The 21004-nt window shown below is 45.2% G+C and carries 20 protein-coding genes; 5 read left to right on the forward strand and 15 right to left on the reverse strand.

Translation table 11 applies throughout. The features are described from left to right. Positions 1 to 196 precede the first annotated feature (196 nt). The 6 genes from phoB to pstS all read right to left on the reverse strand — a co-directional run bounded on the left by phoB (position 197) and on the right by pstS (position 5710). Positions 197 to 886 carry a phosphate regulon transcriptional regulator PhoB gene (phoB, locus tag ACFFJH_RS04560; protein WP_390210404.1) on the reverse strand — a complete coding sequence of 230 codons (690 nt, stop codon included), beginning with the start codon at positions 884 to 886 and terminating at the stop codon, positions 197 to 199. 52 nt (positions 887 to 938) lie between these two features. Continuing rightward, positions 939 to 1655, reverse strand: coding sequence for a phosphate signaling complex protein PhoU (gene phoU, locus ACFFJH_RS04565; RefSeq protein WP_390210406.1), 717 nt, complete (start codon positions 1653 to 1655; stop codon positions 939 to 941). Positions 1656 to 1786: 131 nt separating this feature from the next. Beyond that, on the reverse strand, positions 1787 to 2581 hold the full coding sequence (gene pstB, locus ACFFJH_RS04570; RefSeq protein ID WP_390210407.1) for a phosphate ABC transporter ATP-binding protein PstB: 795 nt from the start codon (positions 2579 to 2581) through the stop codon (positions 1787 to 1789). Positions 2582 to 2592: 11 nt separating this feature from the next. Then, positions 2593 to 3489: a phosphate ABC transporter permease PstA gene (gene pstA, locus ACFFJH_RS04575; RefSeq protein WP_390210594.1), complete on the reverse strand. Its 897-nt coding sequence runs from the start codon at positions 3487 to 3489 to the stop codon at positions 2593 to 2595. A gap of 8 nt (positions 3490 to 3497) precedes the next feature. Continuing rightward, a complete protein-coding gene (gene pstC, locus ACFFJH_RS04580) occupies positions 3498 to 4475 on the reverse strand; it encodes a phosphate ABC transporter permease subunit PstC (protein ID WP_390210595.1) in 978 nt (325 codons plus the stop codon). 191 nt (positions 4476 to 4666) lie between these two features. Then, positions 4667 to 5710, reverse strand: coding sequence for a phosphate ABC transporter substrate-binding protein PstS (pstS, locus tag ACFFJH_RS04585; RefSeq protein ID WP_390210408.1), 1044 nt, complete (start codon positions 5708 to 5710; stop codon positions 4667 to 4669). A 485-nt stretch (positions 5711 to 6195) separates the two neighbouring features. Between pstS and ppk1 the strand changes: the two genes are divergently transcribed. Both ppk1 and sixA read left to right on the forward strand, forming a co-directional pair. Then, positions 6196 to 8277, forward strand: coding sequence for a polyphosphate kinase 1 (gene ppk1, locus ACFFJH_RS04590; RefSeq protein WP_390210596.1), 2082 nt, complete (start codon positions 6196 to 6198; stop codon positions 8275 to 8277). A 12-nt stretch (positions 8278 to 8289) separates the two neighbouring features. After that, positions 8290 to 8772, forward strand: coding sequence for a phosphohistidine phosphatase SixA (gene sixA / locus ACFFJH_RS04595; protein ID WP_390210409.1), 483 nt, complete (start codon positions 8290 to 8292; stop codon positions 8770 to 8772). Between the two features lie 52 nt (positions 8773 to 8824). Here the strand turns inward: sixA and ACFFJH_RS04600 are convergent, their stop codons facing one another. Both ACFFJH_RS04600 and ACFFJH_RS04605 read right to left on the reverse strand, forming a co-directional pair. Next, on the reverse strand, positions 8825 to 9676 hold the full coding sequence (locus tag ACFFJH_RS04600) for a UDP-2,3-diacylglucosamine diphosphatase (protein ID WP_390210411.1): 852 nt from the start codon (positions 9674 to 9676) through the stop codon (positions 8825 to 8827). Beyond that, positions 9676 to 10440 carry a GNAT family N-acetyltransferase gene (locus ACFFJH_RS04605; RefSeq protein WP_390210412.1) on the reverse strand — a complete coding sequence of 255 codons (765 nt, stop codon included), beginning with the start codon at positions 10438 to 10440 and terminating at the stop codon, positions 9676 to 9678. The genes ACFFJH_RS04600 and ACFFJH_RS04605 overlap by 1 nt, the downstream gene beginning before the upstream one ends. A 255-nt stretch (positions 10441 to 10695) precedes the next feature. Between ACFFJH_RS04605 and ACFFJH_RS04610 the strand changes: the two genes are divergently transcribed. After that, on the forward strand, positions 10696 to 11376 hold the full coding sequence (locus ACFFJH_RS04610) for a MarC family protein (protein WP_390210414.1): 681 nt from the start codon (positions 10696 to 10698) through the stop codon (positions 11374 to 11376). 110 nt (positions 11377 to 11486) lie between these two features. Here the strand turns inward: ACFFJH_RS04610 and ACFFJH_RS04615 are convergent, their stop codons facing one another. Continuing rightward, complete coding sequence (locus ACFFJH_RS04615) at positions 11487 to 11798, reverse strand: hypothetical protein (protein ID WP_390210415.1); 312 nt, start codon at positions 11796 to 11798, stop codon at positions 11487 to 11489. A 286-nt stretch (positions 11799 to 12084) separates the two neighbouring features. Here ACFFJH_RS04615 and ACFFJH_RS04620 point away from each other — a divergent pair, with 286 nt between their 5' ends. Both ACFFJH_RS04620 and tsaD read left to right on the forward strand, forming a co-directional pair. Next, entirely contained in the window at positions 12085 to 14202 is a 2118-nt protein-coding gene (locus tag ACFFJH_RS04620; RefSeq protein WP_390210416.1) for a bifunctional diguanylate cyclase/phosphodiesterase, read from the forward strand. A 100-nt stretch (positions 14203 to 14302) separates the two neighbouring features. Then, positions 14303 to 15343, forward strand: coding sequence for a tRNA (adenosine(37)-N6)-threonylcarbamoyltransferase complex transferase subunit TsaD (gene tsaD / locus ACFFJH_RS04625; protein ID WP_390210418.1), 1041 nt, complete (start codon positions 14303 to 14305; stop codon positions 15341 to 15343). Between the two features lie 105 nt (positions 15344 to 15448). On the opposite strand, the gene plsY is transcribed toward tsaD, so the two are convergent. The 6 genes from plsY to ACFFJH_RS04655 all read right to left on the reverse strand — a co-directional run bounded on the left by plsY (position 15449) and on the right by ACFFJH_RS04655 (position 20895). Further along, entirely contained in the window at positions 15449 to 16063 is a 615-nt protein-coding gene (gene plsY / locus ACFFJH_RS04630) for a glycerol-3-phosphate 1-O-acyltransferase PlsY (RefSeq protein WP_390210420.1), read from the reverse strand. Between the two features lie 112 nt (positions 16064 to 16175). Then, positions 16176 to 16664, reverse strand: coding sequence for a Cys-tRNA(Pro) deacylase (ybaK, locus tag ACFFJH_RS04635; protein WP_390210597.1), 489 nt, complete (start codon positions 16662 to 16664; stop codon positions 16176 to 16178). 279 nt (positions 16665 to 16943) lie between these two features. Then, positions 16944 to 17885, reverse strand: coding sequence for a site-specific tyrosine recombinase XerD (xerD, locus tag ACFFJH_RS04640; RefSeq protein ID WP_390210598.1), 942 nt, complete (start codon positions 17883 to 17885; stop codon positions 16944 to 16946). A 47-nt stretch (positions 17886 to 17932) separates the two neighbouring features. Next, positions 17933 to 18490: a methylated-DNA--[protein]-cysteine S-methyltransferase gene (locus ACFFJH_RS04645; protein WP_390210422.1), complete on the reverse strand. Its 558-nt coding sequence runs from the start codon at positions 18488 to 18490 to the stop codon at positions 17933 to 17935. A 576-nt stretch (positions 18491 to 19066) separates the two neighbouring features. Beyond that, on the reverse strand, positions 19067 to 20347 hold the full coding sequence (locus tag ACFFJH_RS04650; protein WP_390210425.1) for a TRAP transporter large permease: 1281 nt from the start codon (positions 20345 to 20347) through the stop codon (positions 19067 to 19069). Then, the gene (locus tag ACFFJH_RS04655; RefSeq protein WP_390210426.1) at positions 20344 to 20895 is read right to left on the reverse strand and encodes a TRAP transporter small permease; all 552 of its coding nucleotides are present in this window, start codon (positions 20893 to 20895) and stop codon (positions 20344 to 20346) included. Before ACFFJH_RS04655 ends, ACFFJH_RS04650 begins: the two co-directional genes overlap by 4 nt. Positions 20896 to 21004: the final 109 nt, after the last annotated feature.

The following is a 21004-nucleotide window of genomic DNA, read 5'->3' on the forward strand; positions in this document are numbered from 1 at the left end:
TAACTTGAGTGTGAATAAAATGAGAAGTGAAGAATCATGAAGATACAGACGACGAGGATACTATAGAACATAAATCATGAGATCGATACGACGTTAGAGAAAACGCAGGTCGATCTCATGGTCTATATCGTGAATTCAGCATTTCATGAATTCATTAGGCCAAGTCTATATCTGGGCTAAAAACCTGAATATATAACTATTTCTCTGACAGCATGTAGCCAACACTGCGTATGGTTTTGATTAAACCCTCCGCTTCTTTTAATACTTTACGCAAACGCAATACATGCACGTCCACGGTACGCTCTTCGATCACGACATGATCACCCCACACTTTATCGAGTAACTGGCTACGCGAAAAAACGCGTTCTGGGTGCGCCATAAAGAATTTGAGTAACTTATATTCGGCGTGGCCTATGTCGATTTTTTTATCGTCGATACGTACCGTACAACTCACTGGATCCAAATGCACTTTACCGATCGCTAAGCTGGTTTGTGCGTGTTCTGGACTCTTACGGCGCAACATCGCCTTGATACGTGCCGTCAATTCACGAGGCGAAAATGGCTTGGTAATGTAATCGTCGGCACCGTGATCCAAACCAGAGATTTTGTCTTCCTCCATACTTTTGGCGGTCAACATAATCACTGGCATTTCATTAAAGTTTCTATCAGAGCGAATTCTCGACAGCAATCTCAAGCCACTTTGATCAGGCAACATCCAATCCAATAAAATCAATTGCGGCGTACGATGCTGCAAAAACTCCCACGCTTGCGCTGTGTTACCCACGGCAACCGTATTCCATCCTGCCGCCCGCAAAGTAAAACTGACTAATTCACTAATGGCAGGCTCATCTTCTACTATCAATATTGTTGTTTTATCTGCTGACATTATTTTTTATTTCTTTATGATTATTAGCGACTATTAGCGAATGCTAATGTGCCTAATCTTGATTAATATTTTTTAGCTCATTTAACACATAGTCAGAATGGCGGATATCGCGTCCTTCGACGATATAAATCGTATGCTCAGCAATATTTTTAGCATGATCGCCGATACGCTCTATCGCTTTTGCCACCCACAAGGCATCCAACGCGTTAGAAATCGTGCTGGGATCTTCCATCATGAAGGTAATGAGATTACGCATAATAGAGCGAAAATCATTATCAATCGTCTCGTCAAAAGCAATTAATTGTACCGCTTTTGCATCATCGAGACGAGCAAACGCATCTAAAGACTGGTGCAGCATTTGCTCCACATTATTCGCTAGCACTCGCACAGTTTCATAGCCACTGAACATAGGATTATTGCGATTTTTGCTCAACATACTTTGTGCGATACGTGCAATCTTGGTCGATTCATCGCCGATGCGTTCCAAATCGGTAATCACTTTACCCGTTGCCATGACCGTGCGTAGATCATTTGCCGCTGGTTGGCGCTTCACGATCAAATGACTACACATATCATCTAACATGACTTCCAGACGATTAACTTCTTCGTCCGACTTTACGACTGCTGCGGATTGTGTTTCGTTACCGCTACGATAGCAAGCCATCGCATCTTGAAAATGAGTTTCCACCAAACCGCCCATGGTCAATACCTGAGAACGGATCGCCTCTAAATCGTGGTTGTATTGCGATGATGAATGTTCGCCTGTCATTACTTACTCCTGAATTCGTATAGATAATCTGTATCAAATTGATCTGACATCATCGTACAAGGCTGTACACAATCATGTGAGACCGTCATTTAAGATCCGGAACAATTAGCCAAATCGCTTAACCAACTCTATTAACCAAATCGACCGGTAATATAATCCTGCGTTTCTTTACGCACTGGATTCATAAAAATATTATCGGTCTCGCCAAACTCTACCAACTCACCCAAATACATATAAGCGGTGTAATCGGAACAACGCGCTGCCTGTTGCATATTGTGAGTCACGATAGCGATGGTGTAATCCTCTTTCAGTTCATTGATCAGCTCTTCGATCTTGACAGTAGAAATAGGATCAAGTGCAGAAGTCGGTTCATCCAATAACAGAACTTCAGGTTTAACCGACACACCACGCGCGATACATAAGCGCTGTTGCTGACCACCGGACAAACTTAAACCACTGCTATTCAATTTATCTTTTACTTCATTCCACAACGCGGCTTTTTTCAAAGACCATTCAACACGTTCGTCCATCTCGCCTTTCGACAGGTTTTCATACAGACGTACGCCGAATGCAATGTTGTCATACACCGACATAGGGAACGGTGTGGGTTTTTGAAATACCATACCGACCTTGGCGCGCAACAAATTAATGTCTTGACCCGGCAATAAAATATTCTGACCGTTGTAGATAATTTGACCTTCGGCTCTTTGGCCTGGGTACAAATCATACATACGATTGAAAGTACGCAATAAAGTCGATTTACCGCAACCAGATGGGCCGATAAAGGCCGTTACTTTTTTATCGTAAACCTTCAGATTGACATTTTGCAGGCTGCGATTAGAGCCGTAGAAAAAATTCAGATCTTTGGTTTCGATACAGGCTTTTGCTTCTACTGCTTCTTGTTTCGTCGTAGGAATCATGTTCATCTGCTCTAAAATTATTTATGAATTTTTTGCGCGAATACAGTGCGCGACAAAATGTTTAAGGCCAATACACTGAATGTAACCAACAAAGCGCCAGTCCATGCCAGACCACGCCAATTGTCGTAAGGGCTCATGGCGAACTGGTAAATAACCACCGGCAAATTCGCCATCGGTTTATTCATATCAGTGTTAATAAATTGATTGTTTAAAGCGGTAAAAAGTAAAGGTGCTGTTTCACCAGAAATGCGTGCCACGGCCAAAAGTACACCGGTCAAAATACCTGCTTTCACGGCTTTAACACGAATAAACAATGCCACTTTCCAACGCGGCGCTCCCAGTGCAAATGCAGCTTCACGTAGACTAGTTGGTACCAACGCCAGCATATTGTCGGTGGTACGTACCACCACAGGAATAGCGATCAAAGAAATCGCCAAGGTCCCAGCCCAACCTGAAAAATGTTTAATGTGTGCTACGTAAATCGCATAAACAAACAAACCAATCACAACCGATGGTGCCGACAACATAATGTCTGTCACAAAGCGAGTAAGATCACTAAACCAATTTTTCTCACCGTATTCAGCAAGATAAATGCCAGCCAAGATGCCGATAGGTGTGCTGATCAAAGTCGCAAAACCTACCATCATCAAACTACCTAATAGGGCATTGGCCAAACCGCCACCTTCTTCACCTGGCGCGGGTGTCGCCTCTACAATCGCCGCCAAACTGAATGAACCAAATCCTTTAATCACCAAAGTAAACAAGATCCACATTAAGAAAAATACGCCCAAAGCCATCGCAGCTGTGGAAAAGAAAATCCCAATTTTATGTTTACGCAAACGCGATTTATAAACGGAACTCGTCGCTACTGAGCTTATTTCCGGTGTTGTTTGTTGTGAAGTTTGTTGCGTCATTTGTTGGCTCATTTCACACCTTCTTTTCTTTTCATACCGAGCAAAAGCAATTTAGCCGACGCTAACACTACGAAAGTAATTACAAACAAAATCAAACCCAACAAGAACAGTGAGGCCACATGTAATTCTGATTCTGCTTCGGCAAACTCGTTCGCGAGACTAGAGGCAATACTGTTACCGCCAGCGAACAAGGACCAATTTAATTTATGGGCATTACCAATCACAAAGGTAATTGCCATGGTTTCGCCCAAGGCGCGTCCCAAACCAAGCATAACGCCGCCAATCACACCGGCTTTGGTATAAGGTAAGACGATTTTTCGCACCACTTCCCAACGAGTACAACCCAAGCCGTAAGCGGATTCTTTTAAAACAGGAGGAACAATTTCAAATACATCGCGCATCACCGAAGCGATGAAAGGGATAATCATGATGCCGAGAATAATACCGGCCGTCAGCACACCGATACCGATCATGGAGCCAGAAAACAAAACACCAATCACCGGCAATTTACCTAAGGTGTTGGCAAGAAATGGCTGGCCGTAACTACTAAAGATAGGGGCAAACACAAACAGTCCCCACATACCGTAAATAATACTAGGAACACCTGCGAGCAATTCCACTGCGGTACCCAACGGGCGTTTGAGCCAATTAGGGCAAATTTCTGTCAAAAATAAGGCGATCCCAAAACTAATCGGAAACGCAATTAATAAGGCGATTGCCGACGTCACCAAAGTGCCGACGATGGCGATCATGCCGCCATATTTATCGTTAATCGGATCCCACTCTATGGTGGTAATAAAGGCGAAACCAAATTCCTTCATAGCGGGCATCGCGCCATAGAATAAGGAGATAACGATACCAACTAATACCAGCAATACCATCAGTGCAAAACTGAAGGTCAGCTTATGAAACAAAAAGTCTTGTAACTTTTGTTTGCGCATAGTCGAACTATGCTGCGTCGTTTGAGTTGTAGGGATATGTGCCATCACGTGACTGACTTCCTTAGGTTCATCCCTAGTCAAAGGTAATGAAGAGTTCATCGCTGGAGTAGACATTTTTTATTCGTTTTATGGTCGAACATCTCAACCGGGTAGTCGAGATGTTCATTTTGCTTTTTACTTTGTGTTTGCATCGCCTCAATACATCAGCAGGACACTAAACAAAGCGATCAGAATTATTAGTACAAAGCTTTACCAGACGCATCTTTCAAGCTTGCTTTCCAGCTAGCGTGAATCAACTTAGTCACGTCGTTTGGCAAAGGTACATATTCCAATTCAGTTGCCATTGCAGAACCATTGGCAAATGCCCAGTCAAAGAATTTCACAACTTCTTGAGTGTTGGCTGGATTAGCAGGTACTTTATGCAACAAGATAAAAGTGGCGCCACTGATAGGCCATGTGTCTTTACCAGCTTGGTTAGTCAAGACCACGCCCATACCTGGTGTTTTTGCCCAGTCAGCACCAGAAGCAGCAGCTTTGAAATTAACGTCGTCTGGTTGTACAAATTGACCATCACGGTTTTTGATTTGGGTATGCGTCATTTTGTTACGTTTAACGTAAGCGTATTCAACGTAACCGATAGAACCTTTGATACGTTGTACGTTGGCAGCAACGCCTTCATTACCCTTGCCGCCTAAGCCCACTGGCCATTTCACAGCTGTACCGGAGCTTACTGTCGTTTTGAAATCAGCACTTACTTTAGACAAATAGTCAGTCCAAATAAATGTAGTACCAGAACCATCAGAACGATGTACTACCGTGATATCTTCTGCTGGCAATTTCACGCCTGGATTCAATGCTGCAATGTCAGCTGCATTCCATTTAGTGATAGTACCCATGTAGATTTTTGCCAGAACTTCGCCTGTCATTTTCAATTGACCAGGTGCCACGCCGTCCAAGTTAACCACTGGAACCACGCCGCCTATCACTGCAGGGAATTGCATCAAGCCATCGGCTTCCAATTCTTCTGCTTTTAAAGGCATATCAGACGCGCCAAAATCGACGGTCTTTGCTTTGATTTGTTTGATACCGCCACCGGAACCGATGGATTGGTAGTTAATAGTATTTCCCGTTGCTTTTTTGTAAGCATCAGCCCACTTAGCATAAATAGGATAAGGGAAAGTCGCGCCAGCGCCAGTCACTTCTGCGGCATGCACAGTTGAAAAGGCCATCGCAGCACTCGCTGCCATCACTAAAGATTTAACAATACGATTAAATTGCATATTTACCTCGATTACCTCAATTAATTGGGAAACAATCCTGTTCTTAACTTCATGTCGCTGCCAGCACGCTGATCTATTCAACCCAGCTAACTTCAACTGAACCAATCACTGGCCTGAAACAACATGGAGCGAACTTTACAAGGCAAATATGACAGGATTATGACGAGAATCTCGCACTCATGAAATATTTCAAATTGTGCGATTTTTCTGTCATAAACTTGTCACAATAGCTAACTACAATCTTTACAAGCCCCTGTGACAAAGGCAGCTCTGTAGCTAGCTAAGCAGAGCCAATTATGACTATCCGCCTTTATGACTTATAGAAACACTAAAGAGATACCGAACCAATGATGAATCGCGATGTCACAAATGATAAAATCGTTAGCACCGACAATGCGGAGACTAGCGCCAACAACGCTGCCGCACCTGTTCCCACTCCGACGACTATGCATAACAAACCGAGCAGTGACAGTGAATCTGCGTTAATGGCAGCTTGGAGCTTGCCACGTTCCGCCATTTATTTAGACCGTGAGATGTCACAAATCGCGTTTAACTGGCGCGTATTAGCACAAGCGGAAGATAAAAGCATTCCCCTGTTAGAGCGCCTCAAGTATTTATGCATTGTCGGTAGCAATCTGGATGAATTCTTTGAAGTCCGTGTCGCTAGCCTGCTTGCACAAAACACGGTAGATGGACAATTAGCCCAACATGCTACCTTCGCGGGCATGATGGATCGCATCGATAAAGAATGTCATGAACTCGAAACCCGTCAATACCAAGTATTAAATCAAGACATCCTGCCAGCTTTGTCGCGCAAAGGGATACATCTATTAAGGCACAACGATAGAACGGAAGCGCAAAGAGCTTGGGTTAAATCGTATTTTGATCGTGAGGTTAGACCTCTTCTCACGCCTATCGGACTAGACCCGGCGCACCCATTTCCGCAAGTTGTTAATAAGAGTCTCAATTTTATTGTGTCACTCGCTGGCAAAGATGCCTTTGGCCGTGGCACGGCGATTGCCATTGTTAAAGCACCACGCGTATTACCGCGTGTCATCAAGATTCCTGATGAATTGACTGAAAAAGGACAGGCTTATTGTCTATTGTCCTCAGTTATTCATGCCCATATCGGTGATTTATTTAACGACAGAGAAGTTTTAGCCTATTCCCAATTCCGCGTCACACGCGATAGTGATTTGTGGGTCGATGAAGACGAAGTCAAAAACCTACGCCACGCTTTACAAGGTGAATTGCAAGGTCGTCAATTTGGTATGGCGGTACGCTTAGAAGTCGCCCAAAACTGCCCTGAATCTTTATCTCAGTTTTTACTCGAACAATTTTCACTGACCAAAGATCGTCTTTATGCGGTAGATGGTCCAGTGAATATGGTGCGTTTGTCTGAATTGATCGATCACGTGAATCAGCCCAACTTGCGCTTCCCCGTTTTTACGGCAAAAGCTGATCCTAAGCTGGCGCAAAAAAATATTTTTGATGTATTGAATAAGCAAGACGTCTTACTGCACCATCCATTTCAGCCATTCCAAACCGTCATCGATTTTATTCGCACGGCATCGCTCGACCCTAATGTATTAGCGATTAAGCAAACCATTTATCGCACGGGGATGAATTCCGATTTAATGGAATCCTTAATCACCGCAGCGCGCATGGGAAAAGAAGTCACGGTCGTGGTCGAATTGATGGCACGCTTTGATGAAGAAGCCAATATCAATTGGGCCGATCGTTTACAAAGAGCAGGCGCTCAGGTGGTGTATGGCGTGGTCGGTCTGAAGACTCATGCCAAGTTAGCACTCGTGATACGCCGCGAAGAAGGTGGTCGCTTACGTCACTACGCACACTTAGGCACAGGCAATTATCATCCCTCGACGACACGTTTTTACACCGACTTTGGTCTGCTAACCGCACATCCTAAAAAAGCGGCGGAAGTCAATGAAGTCTTCATTCATTTGACCGGCTTAACCAAACCGAAAAAATTAGAACATCTGTGGCTAGCGCCCTTTTTCTTACAACCTAAAATCATCAAAGCGATTCGCAATGAAGCGCGTATCGCGCGTGAGGGGCGACCAGGTCGCATCATCGCCAAGATGAATGCCTTAGTCGATGAATCGGTGATACGCGCCTTGTATGCGGCATCTGCTGATGGGGTTAAAATTGATTTGATCGTGCGCGGCGCATGTACTTTGCGTCCTGGCGTACCTGGTCTATCTGAAAATATTAAAGTACGTTCTATCATAGGTCGCTTCTTGGAGCATTCACGTATCTATTATTTCCGTAATGATTTAGAGCATGACGTGTATCTCGCCAGTGCGGATTGGATGAGCCGTAATTTGTTCCGCCGCATTGAAGTAGCCTTCCCCGTTTTGGAAAAACATTTAAAGAAACGCATCATCAGCGAAGGGCTTGATCCCTACTTAAAGGACAATATGAATGCGTGGACTTTAGATTCAGACGGCAATTACGAACGCAAAAAAGCGCGAGGCAAACAACACCCATTTAGCGCACAACAATTTCTCATGCAAACTTTGGGATCACCGCAAGCGGACGACTAGGTGAAAGACTGAATGGATCTTATTTTATGGCGTCATGCAGAAGCGGAACCCGGTAGCGACGAACTGGCCGATGCCTTGCGTCGCTTGACGCCTAAAGGCCAGAAGCAAGCACAGAAAATGGCCTCATGGTTAGATAGTGTCTTACCAGATAATTGCAGAATCTTAGTCAGCCCGGCGATCCGAACTCGGGAAACCATGGCGGCTTTAGCCAAACTGAATCGTAAATTCAAAATCGCACCAGAAATCGATACCGCCGCCAGCGCCGACGATTTACTCAATGCCGCCAACTGGCCACATTCGCGTGAATCGGTACTATTAGTTGGACATCAGCCAAGCTTGGGCGAGGTCGCGGCAAAACTCATCACACCCGTACAAAGCGAATGCGCAGTACGCAAGGGGAATGTCTGGTGGATCACACAAAAAGAACGTGATGGTGAAGGTCTGCGTACTTATTTGAAAGCGATCATGTCGCCTGATTTGGTGGTTAAGGCTTAAAAATCAGGCTTAAAATTCAGTCCTAAAAATCAGCCTTAAATTTATTTATCACTTAGACAGACAAAGCAAGCGACTCAGTCAATTCGTGACGACCGTGCTGAGACACCACATCATGCCAAGTAATAAGCATCAACTCACCATCAGCCTCTTCGACCAGTGCGGATAAGCTCTCAACCCAATCGCCGTCATTACAATATTTGATACCATCAATTTCACGAATTTCTGGCTTGTGTATGTGACCGCAAATCACGCCATCCAAGCCGCGCTTACGCGCTTCATCCGCTAAAGCATCTTCAAACTTGGTGATGTAACTGACCGCATTCTTTACCTTAGATTTGAGATATTGCGATAGTGACCAATAAGGCAGACCGGCGCGGGCTCGCCATTGATTAAATATCTGATTAAATTTCAAAATCACGGTGTACATACTGTCGCCCAAATACGCCAACCATTTGGCGCAAGCGATGACACCGTCAAAACGATCACCGTGCAACACCAACATGCGCTTGCCGTCGGCGGTGGTATGGATCAATTCGTCGCGAACTTTGATGCCACCGAAGTCTAGCTCGATGAATTGACGAGCGGCTTCATCGTGATTACCGGGAACGAAGATGACATTGGTTCCCTTCTTGGCTTTCTTCAAAACGGTCTGTACCACATTATTATGGGTTTGATCCCAATACCAACGCCGCTTGAGTTGCCAGCCGTCGATAATGTCACCGACCAGATACAGGGTTTCAGACTCAGTCGCTTTCAAAAATTCCAGCAAGCGTTTTGCCTGACACCCCGAAGTACCAAGATGCAGATCAGAAATCCAGATAGTCCGAAAACGTCGCACCTCTTTTTTTGGTGCCTTGGGTCGAGTGGGCATTGGATGTTCCAGAAACTGATCTGCTGGTTTCATTAAGACGCTCCGTCGGTACCGTAATGTTTGGCATAGCGATTATCTAGATTCGCCAGCGGTAACATGACGAACAGATCGGCGCTATGAAAATCAGGGTCCCAAGCCGGCTCACCGCAAATCCAAGCACCGGCACGCAAATAGCCGCGCAATAAAGGCGGAATCCGCGCCTCGTGTCCTTCATCCATATTTTCTAGCGGGAAAGGCAAATGCGGAGTCACTCGATAATCGAGTGGCGCAAAATCATTCTCCGTAAAACTGCGATAAATAGCAGCCGCATTATGTCCGCCATCGGCGAGGCTGATACTAGCGCAGCCAATCAAATACTCGCAACGCTCACGACGCATGTAGGCGGCTAAACCCGCCCACAATAACATGATCACGGCACCACTGCGATAATCTGGATGAATACAGGCACGACCTGCTTCCGCTATGCTGCCACGAATATTTTGCAAGCGTGACAAATCAAATTCACCCTCTGAATAATAACGTCCCATTTGACGCGCAGCATTTGGGCCAAGAATACGATAGGTTCCAACGACTTTTAAAGTTTTCGTGTCACGTACAATCAGGTGATCGCAATACTCATCGAACTCATCTTTATCTAAACAATCAGGATTCGCTAAGGCCGATAAGCCCATCGCCTCAATAAATACTTTGTAACGCAAACGCTGCACTTCTTTCACTTCTTTTTTGCTACTCGCAAGACTGAGACTTAATTTAGAAAAACTAGGATTGGCATCGCTAGGCAGGGTCAACACTCTCATGCGGGTTCTCCTTTATTCATTTATGTGCACCGAGTAAGCAGAATAAAGAGGGAATACTTCAAGATTGTGACAACTGCATGTCTGTTTTATGACATCGTCAAGCTATGTCACAGAGTCGTGAGGTGCTAACAACTAAGGTAGAGCGCTGGCAAAGCATGAGCAAATCGTAGCAAATCTAAAACCTAGCCATTTTGTATGTGACGTAGCCGCACAAATATTGCATAATCACAAGATTCAATTATTACAGGAGGCAAAATGAGTATTGCACTATCCGTGTTCATCAAAGCCCTCGTCGTGGTGCCAGTGACTTTATTACCGATACTGAATCCGATTGCGGTTGCACCTATCTTCTTATCAATGACAGGTCCCATGGATCAGGTCATGGCCAATCGGCTGGCAAAACGTATCGCCTTCAATTGTTTCTTCTTACTGATGGGTGCCGTCTTTGTCGGTTCATATGTACTTGATTTTTTCGGAATTTCTTTACCTATAGTCCGGGTAGCCGGCGGCATTGTGGTCGGCATGGCGGGTTGGAAATTATTGAACGATCAGGGACAGGACAAATTGCGAACCTCAGTCGCCGCATCGGCCGATAAATGGACTAAGGAAGAATTACGCAAACATAGTTTTTTCCCGTTTAGTTTTCCACTCACGGTCGGTCCAGGTGCCATCGCTACCTCAATTACTTTGGGTGCGCAGTTGCCTGCGAAACCAGTCGATTGGTTAATCACTGGTTTGGCGGCAACGATAGGTGTTTTGCTGACTACTTTTGCCATTTATTTATCCTACCGCTTTGCGCGTAATTTAGAGAGTTTCTTGGGTGAAGTAGGCGCAACGGTGTTAATGCGTTTATCGGCCTTTATTCTTTTGTGTATAGGTATAGAAATTGGTTGGACAGGCGTTGCTGAATTACTGGAAGATTTGAAATTAGCTTAAATTCCACTGTATCTTCAAACCCACTCAAGCTAGCACAAAAAAATGGCTGCATCCCATTAAAAGGATGCAGCCATTTTTTATTTACATTAAATCAAACGCCTAGGGTATTTTCATTCTTCCTCAGCGTCTGCGTTTGTATCTAACAGCATCAAGGCATGCTCGACAGATGTCGATTCATCACCAATCTTGCTCTTCCACGCTTTCACAAAATAGATGCGCTCAAATTCAGTGGGAGCAGCGTGCCAGATCACCATGAGGGTGCCTTTGTGATCATGAATTTTTGCCAGTTTAGTAATGCATTCAGTATTACCGTCGGCATCTGCCAAAGCGATAGCATAACCATACACACGATTTAATCGTTCGATACGATCTGGTTCAGTTTCGCTATGGGTGGCAGAGATTTTGGCGTGATCTAAAAACATAGACAGACTCCCGAAAGTAGGCAATTGAAGAATTTCATTTTAGCTGATAGCTGATGAATATAGTCAAACTTCCCAGAAACTTAGTTCAAACCCTGACAAATTTGCTGTCTAATGGCACTCTTTTCCCTCGAAATAGTGGTCGATACAACGTTCCATATAAAGAAATAAGGTTTCGGTTTCTGTGAACTGCGTCTTAAGTTAAATTGAGACTAAGATATTGCATGATGCTACTCAATGTTTGATCACTATTTCTTACTTAGCCGCTGGTACCACATTCTGAGGATTTATGAACGACGCGTTTCACATTGCTATCGAGCGGGTATTACCTCGCAGAATCAGCTATCGATTAGCGCTCAGCTATCTCTTGATTCTCTGCCTCTTCATTTTAGTCGTTGTAAAAACCGTGGCACAAGTACAGCACGTAACTCAACGCAGTCAACAATTCGCTAGAGAAGATTTACAAAAACTTTTACAAGTACAGAATTTAGCTTTGGACATCGAAGGCTCGACCAGCGCATTGGTACTCATTTTCAGTAGTACGCAAGATAAGAGAAAACCGGCTTACGATGCAGTCGATGCTAAGAAAAAACACATAGACGAATTAATCCTTGCCCTCACCAATTCAAGCAAAGACGAAATAGAGCTGGCATGTTTAGAACGCGTTGCGAGTACCCATCAAGAATTTCGCCAGTCCTACCTGAATTTGTTTGATGAAATCGAACTCGATAATCCCGATGGCGCGAAAAAGGTGTTTGAAGAACAAGTCGCTCCCGCCCGTCAGTCCTTCTTAACCGAAAGCGCTGCGCTATTAGATTTAGAAAAACGCAATATCAAACAACGTCAAGAAGAAGAAAAAAGAGATCTTGAGCAACTTAAATTAGAAGTCATCGCAATTTCTGTCATTGCGGTATTGTGCGGCTTAGGGCTGGCATTCATCACACAAAGCAGCGTGGTACGCCCACTCAACGATCTAGAACAAAGCGCCTTACAAATCGCCACTGGTAATTACGACAGTAAAGTACCGCTGACACGTGCGACCGAGATTGCCCAAGCCGGTATAGCCCTCAACACCATGTCCGATGCGATCGCCACCCGTGAAGCGGAAATCGAACAACTTGCGTATTACGATCAACTAAGCCACTTACCGAACCGCACGCTACTCCTCAAAACATTCACGCAAACGAATCTCTCCAACAAAGCCATGATATTGATGGACGTAGCACGACTGAAAATCGTCAACGAAACCCTAGGCTTTGGCATCGGCGATAACGTCATCGTAGAAACCAGCAAGCGACTACAACATGCCTTACGCGACTATCCTGACGGCAGTCATTACCTAGCAAAATTTGCTGGGGGACAGTTTGCCCTGCTCTGCTCAGCCACAGGTACGCAAACGGTGACCGAATTAGTCATACAAATGATCAGTCATCTTAATCATCACTTAAGCACACCCATCGTCTGCATCAACCATAGCGTTGACGTCAGCATGGTGTACGGCATTGCCCTCGCGAATACAGAAACGCCTAATCTCAATAGTTTAATACGCAATGCTGAAGTGGCCTTGTATGCGGCAAAAGCCAACACCCAAATTAGCGCTTGGTATTCCGATGCGCAAGAGGCTTCGCGTTTAAGTCATCTGAGTTTGTTATCCGATTTACGTTCGGCTTTGGTCAAACATGAATTACAAATGTGGCTACAACCCAAAGTCCGTTTAAGTGATATGCACTGCTATGGTTTTGAGGCGCTAGTGCGCTGGCAGCATCCAGTACGTGGTTTTATTTCGCCGATAGAATTCGTGCCATTTGCAGAGCGCACTGGCTATATCAGCCATGTCACAGAATGGATGCTGAAACAAGCCGTACAAACGCTAGCGAATTGGCAGGAGACTTATCCAACACTGAGTATCGCGGTCAATGTCAGTACCAATGATTTGCGCGATCAACATTTCCCAGACAGAGTTAGCCAACTATTACAGCAGCACAAAGTCAATCCAGAGCGTCTCAAATTAGAGCTCACAGAAAGCGGCATTATGGAAGATCCTAGCAGCGCCATTCCCTTGCTGCACACGCTACGCGATACAGGCATAGGTCTGTCGATAGATGATTTTGGGACTGGCCATTCATCGCTCGCCTACTTACAACAATTGCCCGTCACAGAATTAAAAATTGACCGCAGTTTCGTGATCAATATTGATCAATTATCGTCCACCCAACGCTTGGTCAAAACCATTATTGAAATGGGACATGGCTTGAATTTACATGTGATCGCGGAAGGGATAGAAACGCAGGCCGAGCGTGATACTTTGATTGAGCTGGGTTGCGATGCCATGCAAGGCTATTTCGCTAGCAAACCGCTGTATGGTGCGGCATTAGAAAACTGGCTAGTGACGTCCAAGCGGGTTTAATTTTTGCCGCTTTCGTAATCGCTTATAATGACGCCCTCTTAAATGACTCGTCTTTAAGTCAGTTCACTCCATTATCATAAATTAAATAAAAAGCTCTAGCATGATCGTTCTCGGCATTGAATCCTCCTGTGATGAAACTGGTATCGCGCTCTATGATACGGATCGTGGTCTGTTGTCACACGCACTGCATTCACAAATCGCCATGCATCAAGAGTACGGCGGCGTGGTACCTGAGTTAGCCTCACGTGATCACGTGCGACGTGCTTTGCCATTATTGAGTGAAGCACTAAATATAGCGCAGATCGATAAAACCGCGATTGATGCGATTGCCTACACCCAAGGCCCGGGTTTGGCTGGTGCGCTCCTAGTCGGTGCTTCAGTGGCCTGCGGTCTAGGATTGGCGTTGGATAAACCCATCATAGGTATCCATCATCTAGAAGGCCATTTACTCTCGCCCCTGTTAGCCAGCCAGCCACCAGAATTCCCCTTCATCGCTTTGCTGGTCTCCGGCGGGCATACACAATTAATGCGAGTCGATGGCGTAGGCCGTTATGAATTATTGGGTGAAACACTAGACGATGCGGCGGGCGAAGCATTTGATAAATCAGCCAAATTATTAGGACTTGATTATCCAGGTGGCCCCGCGATTTCGCGTCTCGCCATGAACGGTGATCCGGCGATACACCAATTTCCGCGCCCTATGCTGCATTCTAAAGATTTAAATTTCAGCTTTTCTGGTTTAAAAACAGCCGTGTTAACCGCTGTCAAAAAGTATCCCCAAACATTAACTGAGGAAGATAAAGCCAATGTCGCCCGAGGTTTTGTTGACGCCATCATTGATGTGTTGCTTGCAAAATGCCTGACCGCGATGAAGCAAACAGGACTTAAACGCTTGGTCATCGCCGGCGGTGTCGGTGCCAATCAACAATTACGAGCAGCACTCAATGCTGCCGCCAACGCATCCAATCCTAAGAAACGATTTCAAGTGTATTACCCTGAATTAGAATTTTGCACTGACAATGGCGCAATGATAGCTTTCGCAGGTGCGATGCGTCTAAAAAACAATCCTGAATTAGCAACAAAGAATTATAGTTTCAATGTGCGCCCGCGTTGGCCTTTGAATGAATTAGTGGCGGCGTAATCGTCTATAGAAATACGTCACTGCAAATTGAAAAAGCCTCGTATCATTTGTTTGATACGAGGCTTTTTCTTATTACAAGCATTCGAGCGGGATTACTTTTTCTTGTTACTTCTTCTTACTACCAATGCGGCTTTCTTTACCGCTCATCAAGTTAGCAATATTTTGCCCATGACGATAAATTAATAGGCCACTCATAATCGCGATCGCTAACAGATTCAAATCAGCACCGAACAATAAAGCGTAATAGAAAGGCGCGAACAAAGAACCTATTAAGGCTGCCAATGAGGAATAACGAAAAGCATAAGCAACTGCCAACCAGGTTGCCAGTGTGCCCAAGCCTAACCATGGATTCACCGCCAACAAAATACCTAAGGCTGTCGCTACACCTTTGCCGCCCACAAATTTAAAAAACACCGGCCAAAGATGACCGAGAAATACCGCCAAAATAATAGCGGCTATCGTGCCACTTCCGAGTTGGTATTTATCTTGGAAAAACAAAGCCAGCCAAACTGCGAGCCAACCTTTAAATCCATCGCCCAATAAAGTCAAAGCCGCAGCAGCTTTATTCCCACTGCGCAAAACATTGGTCGCACCGGGATTTTTGGAGCCATAGGTCCGCGGATCAGACAAACCAAACAAGCGACTCACCACCACCGCAAACGACACCGAACCCATTAAATAAGCAGCCAATACTGCGCCCACAGCAATCAAAGCATCCATCCTCATCCGTCCTTATGAACTTATTTCGAACTTATTTCGAAGTTATTTTTTATTATTGATCAACAATACAGCGCCTGTAAAACGTCCAATTAACAGGAGCCAAAGCCCGCTACTATAAAGCACAATGCACAGTCTTCGCCATTAAAATATCCAACAGCAATGCAGGCGCAATACCAATCAGATACCCGCGCCGACCACCGTTCAAATAAATTTTTTCCAGTTCCAACACACTTGCTTCCACATAGACAGGCATGGCTTTCCTGGTTCCAAATGGAGACGTTCCACCTATCATATAACCCGAATGCCGTTGCGCGACTTCAGGCTTGCAAGGCTCGACCGCCTTACAGCCTATCTGCCGCGCCAGATTTTTGGTTGAGACCGTTTTATCACCATGCATTAACACCACCAAAGGTTTGGCGTGTTCATCTTGCATGATCAAGGTTTTTACAACCGAGTGCTCTTCCACGCCCAACTCTCGCGCCGACACAGCGGTGCCACCATGCTCTTCATAAGCATAAGGATGTTCGGTAAATGCCGCACCCTTCTTGCGTAGTAATTGAGTTGCGGGCGTTTCTGATACGTGTTCTTTTTTTGCCAAGATAGTTCTCGCTGTATGACTTAATTGCCGTAAAGAAGGCAATTGTAGCTTAGGTGAGAGGTTAAAATAGGTCAGCGTTGCTTATCCACTAGGGCAATCGCGTGAGGGAATAAGGCTAAAACCTCTCAACACAGAGACACCGAGAGGTAGAGGAAAAACAAGAGAAGTACATTAATGACCCAGTTTTTACGGGGTTCTCATGTTGTTCTCAATAACTCTGTGCCTCTGCGTTGAGTGGTTTTGCTTTTTGGTTTTTGTTTTGCTCCATGCAATCAACCTAGCCTACCCGCGCGGATGATGCTGCGCATGCAGTTGTTTCAAACGTTCACGCGCGACGTGGGTATAGATTTGTGTCGTGGAAATATCCGCATGCCCTAATAACAATTGTACGACGCGCAAATCGGCGCCATGATTCAACAGATGGGTGGCAAAGGCGTGACGCAGGGTATGCGGTGATAGCGGTGAAGTAATGCCAGCGGTTACCGCACATTTTTTGATAACGACCCAAAACATTTGCCGTGTCATGGCACCGCCGCGTGCTGTAACGAATAAGGCATCGTCTATCTGTCCGTTCAAAATCGCAGGTCTGCCTTCACTTAAATAGCGTTGCAGCCACATACGGGCAACTTCGCCAAAGGGAACTAAACGGGTTTTACTACCCTTACCCGTTACCCGCAAGACGCCATCATTCAAGCTGACTTCAAAAGATTTGAGTGAAACTAATTCTGTCACGCGCAAACCGCAGGCATACAACAGCTCTAACATGGTCCGGTCACGCAAGCCTAATGGCGTCTGATCGTCAGGCGCTTGCAGCAAGGATTCGACTTGTTTTTCGCTCAACGTTTTAGGGAGTCGATCCGCCTGCTTGGCTGATTTGAGTTTGGTACAGGGATTCAGCGCGATCTGGTTTTGACGAAATGCTTGCTGATAATAGCGCTTCAACACCGTCATACGGCGATTGGCCGAGGTCGCCTTGGAACTGCCATGTTTAGCGGCTACATAGGAAAAAATATCGACTTCCGTCACCTCTAGCAAATGCTTCTGTGTCGTACTGTGCAACCACTCGGCAAACAAGCGCAAATCACGTCGATAAGCGTCGAGCGAATTTTTAGCTAAGCCATCTTCTAACCACAAGCTATCGCAAAACTGATCTATCTGTGCTTGGACTTGTGCGGGGAGTTCTATCAACGGTGTTGTCGGAGCTTTGATTTTTTTTACTGTCATCACGCTTGATGCGCCAACATCCTTTGCTAGCCGCTTTGTTACTGCTTTTACCACATCGACTCCTGCACTTGGGTAGATTTCAACTTACTATATTCTGGCACGCGCTCCAGACGTAATAAATAACGCTTAACGCCCAAATGAAAGCCCGTCTCGTCATCATGATGCGCAAAGCCGCCCAGACCACCCGATGCTGTCACGCGATGACATGGAATGACTAGAGGATACCAATTCGCGCCACAGGCTTGTCCTACTGCACGTGGCGCTGATTGTATGTGCTTGGCAATTTGCCCGTAAGTTCTAACTTCACCGCGCGGAATATTAGAAATCGCATGCCAGACTTTTTGTTGAAATGGCGATCCTAAATTTTTTAAAGGCAAACTAAACGGAAAATCAGGGTCGGCGAAATAGCGTTCAATTTGCTGTGCAGCTAATTCTGCCGCAGCGTCAGCCGGTGCTTTTTCTTGAAAGCGCGGCGGTAAATATACCAGCTCGCTGATTTGCATTGTTCCAGAACTATGCTCCGTGCGCACACCAATATAACCAAACGGCGCAGGCACAATAGCGGCGAAAATTGCTGACTCTAGTTTGGATTCGGGGGTTGCCATCACGGGTCCATTCAAAATGATTTATGTGATTGTAACCGTCCAAGAAAAAAGGCGCATCCAGTGGATGCGCCTTCTAAAATTTTTCACGTTCGGGCTGTTTAGTCGCTTAGAACAGGACTCAGCTTATCTTGAAACGCGAATCTCCCCCCCTTTTTGACTGCACTCTGAAGAGCGCTATTATTGCACTTCCGTATTTTGGACTTGTTGAAATTTGCGACATAATTTATCAGCAAAAATCTAAGGTGTGCGAAATATAGCACGCCTTTTATGACAAGAATATCGACAAATAAATATATAAAAAGCTTTGTTGCATTTGTGCTTCTGCAGCAGAGAAAGATCGCAAAGTTCAAAAAAAATGTGTTAGTCCAAAATGCATTATTTTGATAATTAAGCGGATTAAGCTAAATGATTTAGCCCAATAATTTCATTAATTTTCCGCACAGAAATAATAGTGATTCCGTAGGGAAATTGTGTGCTATACCACGCATGAGAAACAAAAATGCCGCAACTAAAATTAAGTTACGGCAATTCGGACCACTTATATTTATACGGACATTTAAATATATTGGCGTGGGTTTAGTTATAGATCAAATTCGGCAACCAAGTCGATATGACGGGCACATAAGTCACTAACAATAAGAACCCTAACATCGTACACAACCACGGCAGCACGGCGACAGTTAATTCTGTAATACCCATCTTGGTGATACCGGAGGCGACATACAGATTTAAACCAACTGGTGGATGACACATGCCTACTTCCATATTCACCACCATAATGATGCCGAAGTGAACTGGATCGATCCCTAGCTTCATCGCCACTGGAAACAAAATCGGCGCCATGATTAATACGATGGACGATGGCTCCATCACATTACCTGCCAACAGCAGAAGAATATTCACCACCAGCAAGAAACTAATCATGCCAAAACCACTATCGAGTATCCAACTCGCCATCGCTTGAGGAATATTTTCACTCGTCATTAGAAATGAAAATAGCACCGCATTGGTAATGATGTACAACAGCATCGCGGACATCGCGGCTGAATCGATCAAAACCTTAGGCACCATTTTCAAGCTCATGTCTTTATACACAAACACCGCAATGATGAAGGCATACACTGCTGCCACTGCCGCCGCTTCGGTCGGTGTGAACATGCCAGAATAAATGCCGCCCATCACAATCACGATCAATAGCAAACCCCAAGCGCTTTTTCTGAAAGTCACAAAACGTTCAGTCCAAGTGGCTTTCTTCATACGTGGATAATTATGCTTGCGTGCCAAAAACCAAGTCGTCAATCCTAAGAAAAAAGCAAGTAACAAACCAGGAATCACACCCGCCATAAATAATTTACCCACCGAGGTATTGGTAGAAACTGAATACATCACCATCACGATAGAGGGCGGTATTAAAATTCCCAAAGCACCTGAAGTGGTAACCACACCAGCGCCAAATCCTCTCGGATATCCCTGTTTGACCATCGCTGGCAAAATAATCGAGCCTATCGCCACCACCGTTGCAGGTGAAGAGCCAGATACCGCCGCGAACAAAGCACAGGCCAATACACCCGCTAAGGCCAAGCCGCCATGCCAATGTCCGACCATAGACGCCGCAAAATTAATCATGCGGCGCGCGACCCCGCCATGGGTTAGGAAATTTCCGGCAAGAATAAAGAAAGGAATCGCCATGATTTCAAACTTCTCAATACCAGTGAATAACTTTAGAGCCACCGATTCAATCGGCACTGAAGTCATGGTAAATAAGAAGGTCAATACCGTTAGGCCGAGCGCGATTGAGATCGGCATCCCGGTCATCATGAGCAGGAGCAGTAAGGTGAAAATAATCAGCGCATTCATGCTTTCACCTCATCTTCCAAGCCTTCGACGTGAGCATGATCATGCTTCGGCAATTCACCTGTTTTAATAAAAGTCCAAGCGACTTGTAAGAAGCGGAAAGACATCAGATACGAACCCAATGGAATCGCCAGATACACCCACCACATAGGGATTTCCATATCAGCTGAGGTCTGATCGGTCTGCGCCATGCCATACACAAAATTCGCGCCTAAAGTACCGATAATGCCAGTAAATAAAGCGCCAGCACCCAAACTGATTAAGACAAATAGCTTCTTGTTTTTATCACTCAAGCGGTTAACCAGCACGTCCACGCCCACATGAATACCGGAGCGTACGCCGTAAGCGGCACCAAATTTTGCCATCCAGACGAATAAATAAATCGTCAATTCTTGCGCCCAACTGGTGTTCAGTTTAATCAAGGCGTCCTGCACCACGGGAATATCAAATCCCGATAAGTAGCGATGTAATACCGCAACAAAAGTAATGATCGTCGCCATAGCCATGAGGAAGGCGATCAAATACTCTTCCAAGTGATCAAGCAATTTCATGCTAGCTCCCTGTCAGAAAAATGAGAATAGATTTGGGAAACGGAATCAATCTGAAGCTGTGGTTCTACACCACGGCAATCAGATTAATCGTTGAAGTGTGAGACTTTAA

The sequence above is a fragment of the Affinundibacterium danionis genome, from assembly GCF_042432465.1.
Classification (GTDB): domain Bacteria; phylum Pseudomonadota; class Gammaproteobacteria; order Burkholderiales; family Burkholderiaceae_D; genus Undibacterium; species Undibacterium danionis.

Coding starts and splice junctions, on each gene's coding strand:
- phoB (WP_390210404.1), bottom strand. CDS start 886: ATGTCAGCAGATAAAACAACAATATTGATAGTAGAAGATGAGCCTGCC.
- phoU (WP_390210406.1), bottom strand. CDS start 1,655: ATGACAGGCGAACATTCATCATCGCAATACAACCACGATTTAGAGGCG.
- pstB (WP_390210407.1), bottom strand. CDS start 2,581: ATGAACATGATTCCTACGACGAAACAAGAAGCAGTAGAAGCAAAAGCC.
- pstA (WP_390210594.1), bottom strand. CDS start 3,489: ATGACGCAACAAACTTCACAACAAACAACACCGGAAATAAGCTCAGTA.
- pstC (WP_390210595.1), bottom strand. CDS start 4,475: ATGGCACATATCCCTACAACTCAAACGACGCAGCATAGTTCGACTATG.
- pstS (WP_390210408.1), bottom strand. CDS start 5,710: ATGCAATTTAATCGTATTGTTAAATCTTTAGTGATGGCAGCGAGTGCT.
- ppk1 (WP_390210596.1), top strand. CDS start 6,196: ATGGCAGCTTGGAGCTTGCCACGTTCCGCCATTTATTTAGACCGTGAG.
- sixA (WP_390210409.1), top strand. CDS start 8,290: ATGGATCTTATTTTATGGCGTCATGCAGAAGCGGAACCCGGTAGCGAC.
- ACFFJH_RS04600 (WP_390210411.1), bottom strand. CDS start 9,676: ATGAAACCAGCAGATCAGTTTCTGGAACATCCAATGCCCACTCGACCC.
- ACFFJH_RS04605 (WP_390210412.1), bottom strand. CDS start 10,440: ATGAGAGTGTTGACCCTGCCTAGCGATGCCAATCCTAGTTTTTCTAAA.
- ACFFJH_RS04610 (WP_390210414.1), top strand. CDS start 10,696: ATGAGTATTGCACTATCCGTGTTCATCAAAGCCCTCGTCGTGGTGCCA.
- ACFFJH_RS04615 (WP_390210415.1), bottom strand. CDS start 11,798: ATGTTTTTAGATCACGCCAAAATCTCTGCCACCCATAGCGAAACTGAA.
- ACFFJH_RS04620 (WP_390210416.1), top strand. CDS start 12,085: ATGAACGACGCGTTTCACATTGCTATCGAGCGGGTATTACCTCGCAGA.
- tsaD (WP_390210418.1), top strand. CDS start 14,303: ATGATCGTTCTCGGCATTGAATCCTCCTGTGATGAAACTGGTATCGCG.
- plsY (WP_390210420.1), bottom strand. CDS start 16,063: ATGGATGCTTTGATTGCTGTGGGCGCAGTATTGGCTGCTTATTTAATG.
- xerD (WP_390210598.1), bottom strand. CDS start 17,885: ATGACAGTAAAAAAAATCAAAGCTCCGACAACACCGTTGATAGAACTC.
- ACFFJH_RS04645 (WP_390210422.1), bottom strand. CDS start 18,490: ATGGCAACCCCCGAATCCAAACTAGAGTCAGCAATTTTCGCCGCTATT.
- ACFFJH_RS04650 (WP_390210425.1), bottom strand. CDS start 20,347: ATGAATGCGCTGATTATTTTCACCTTACTGCTCCTGCTCATGATGACC.
- ACFFJH_RS04655 (WP_390210426.1), bottom strand. CDS start 20,895: ATGAAATTGCTTGATCACTTGGAAGAGTATTTGATCGCCTTCCTCATG.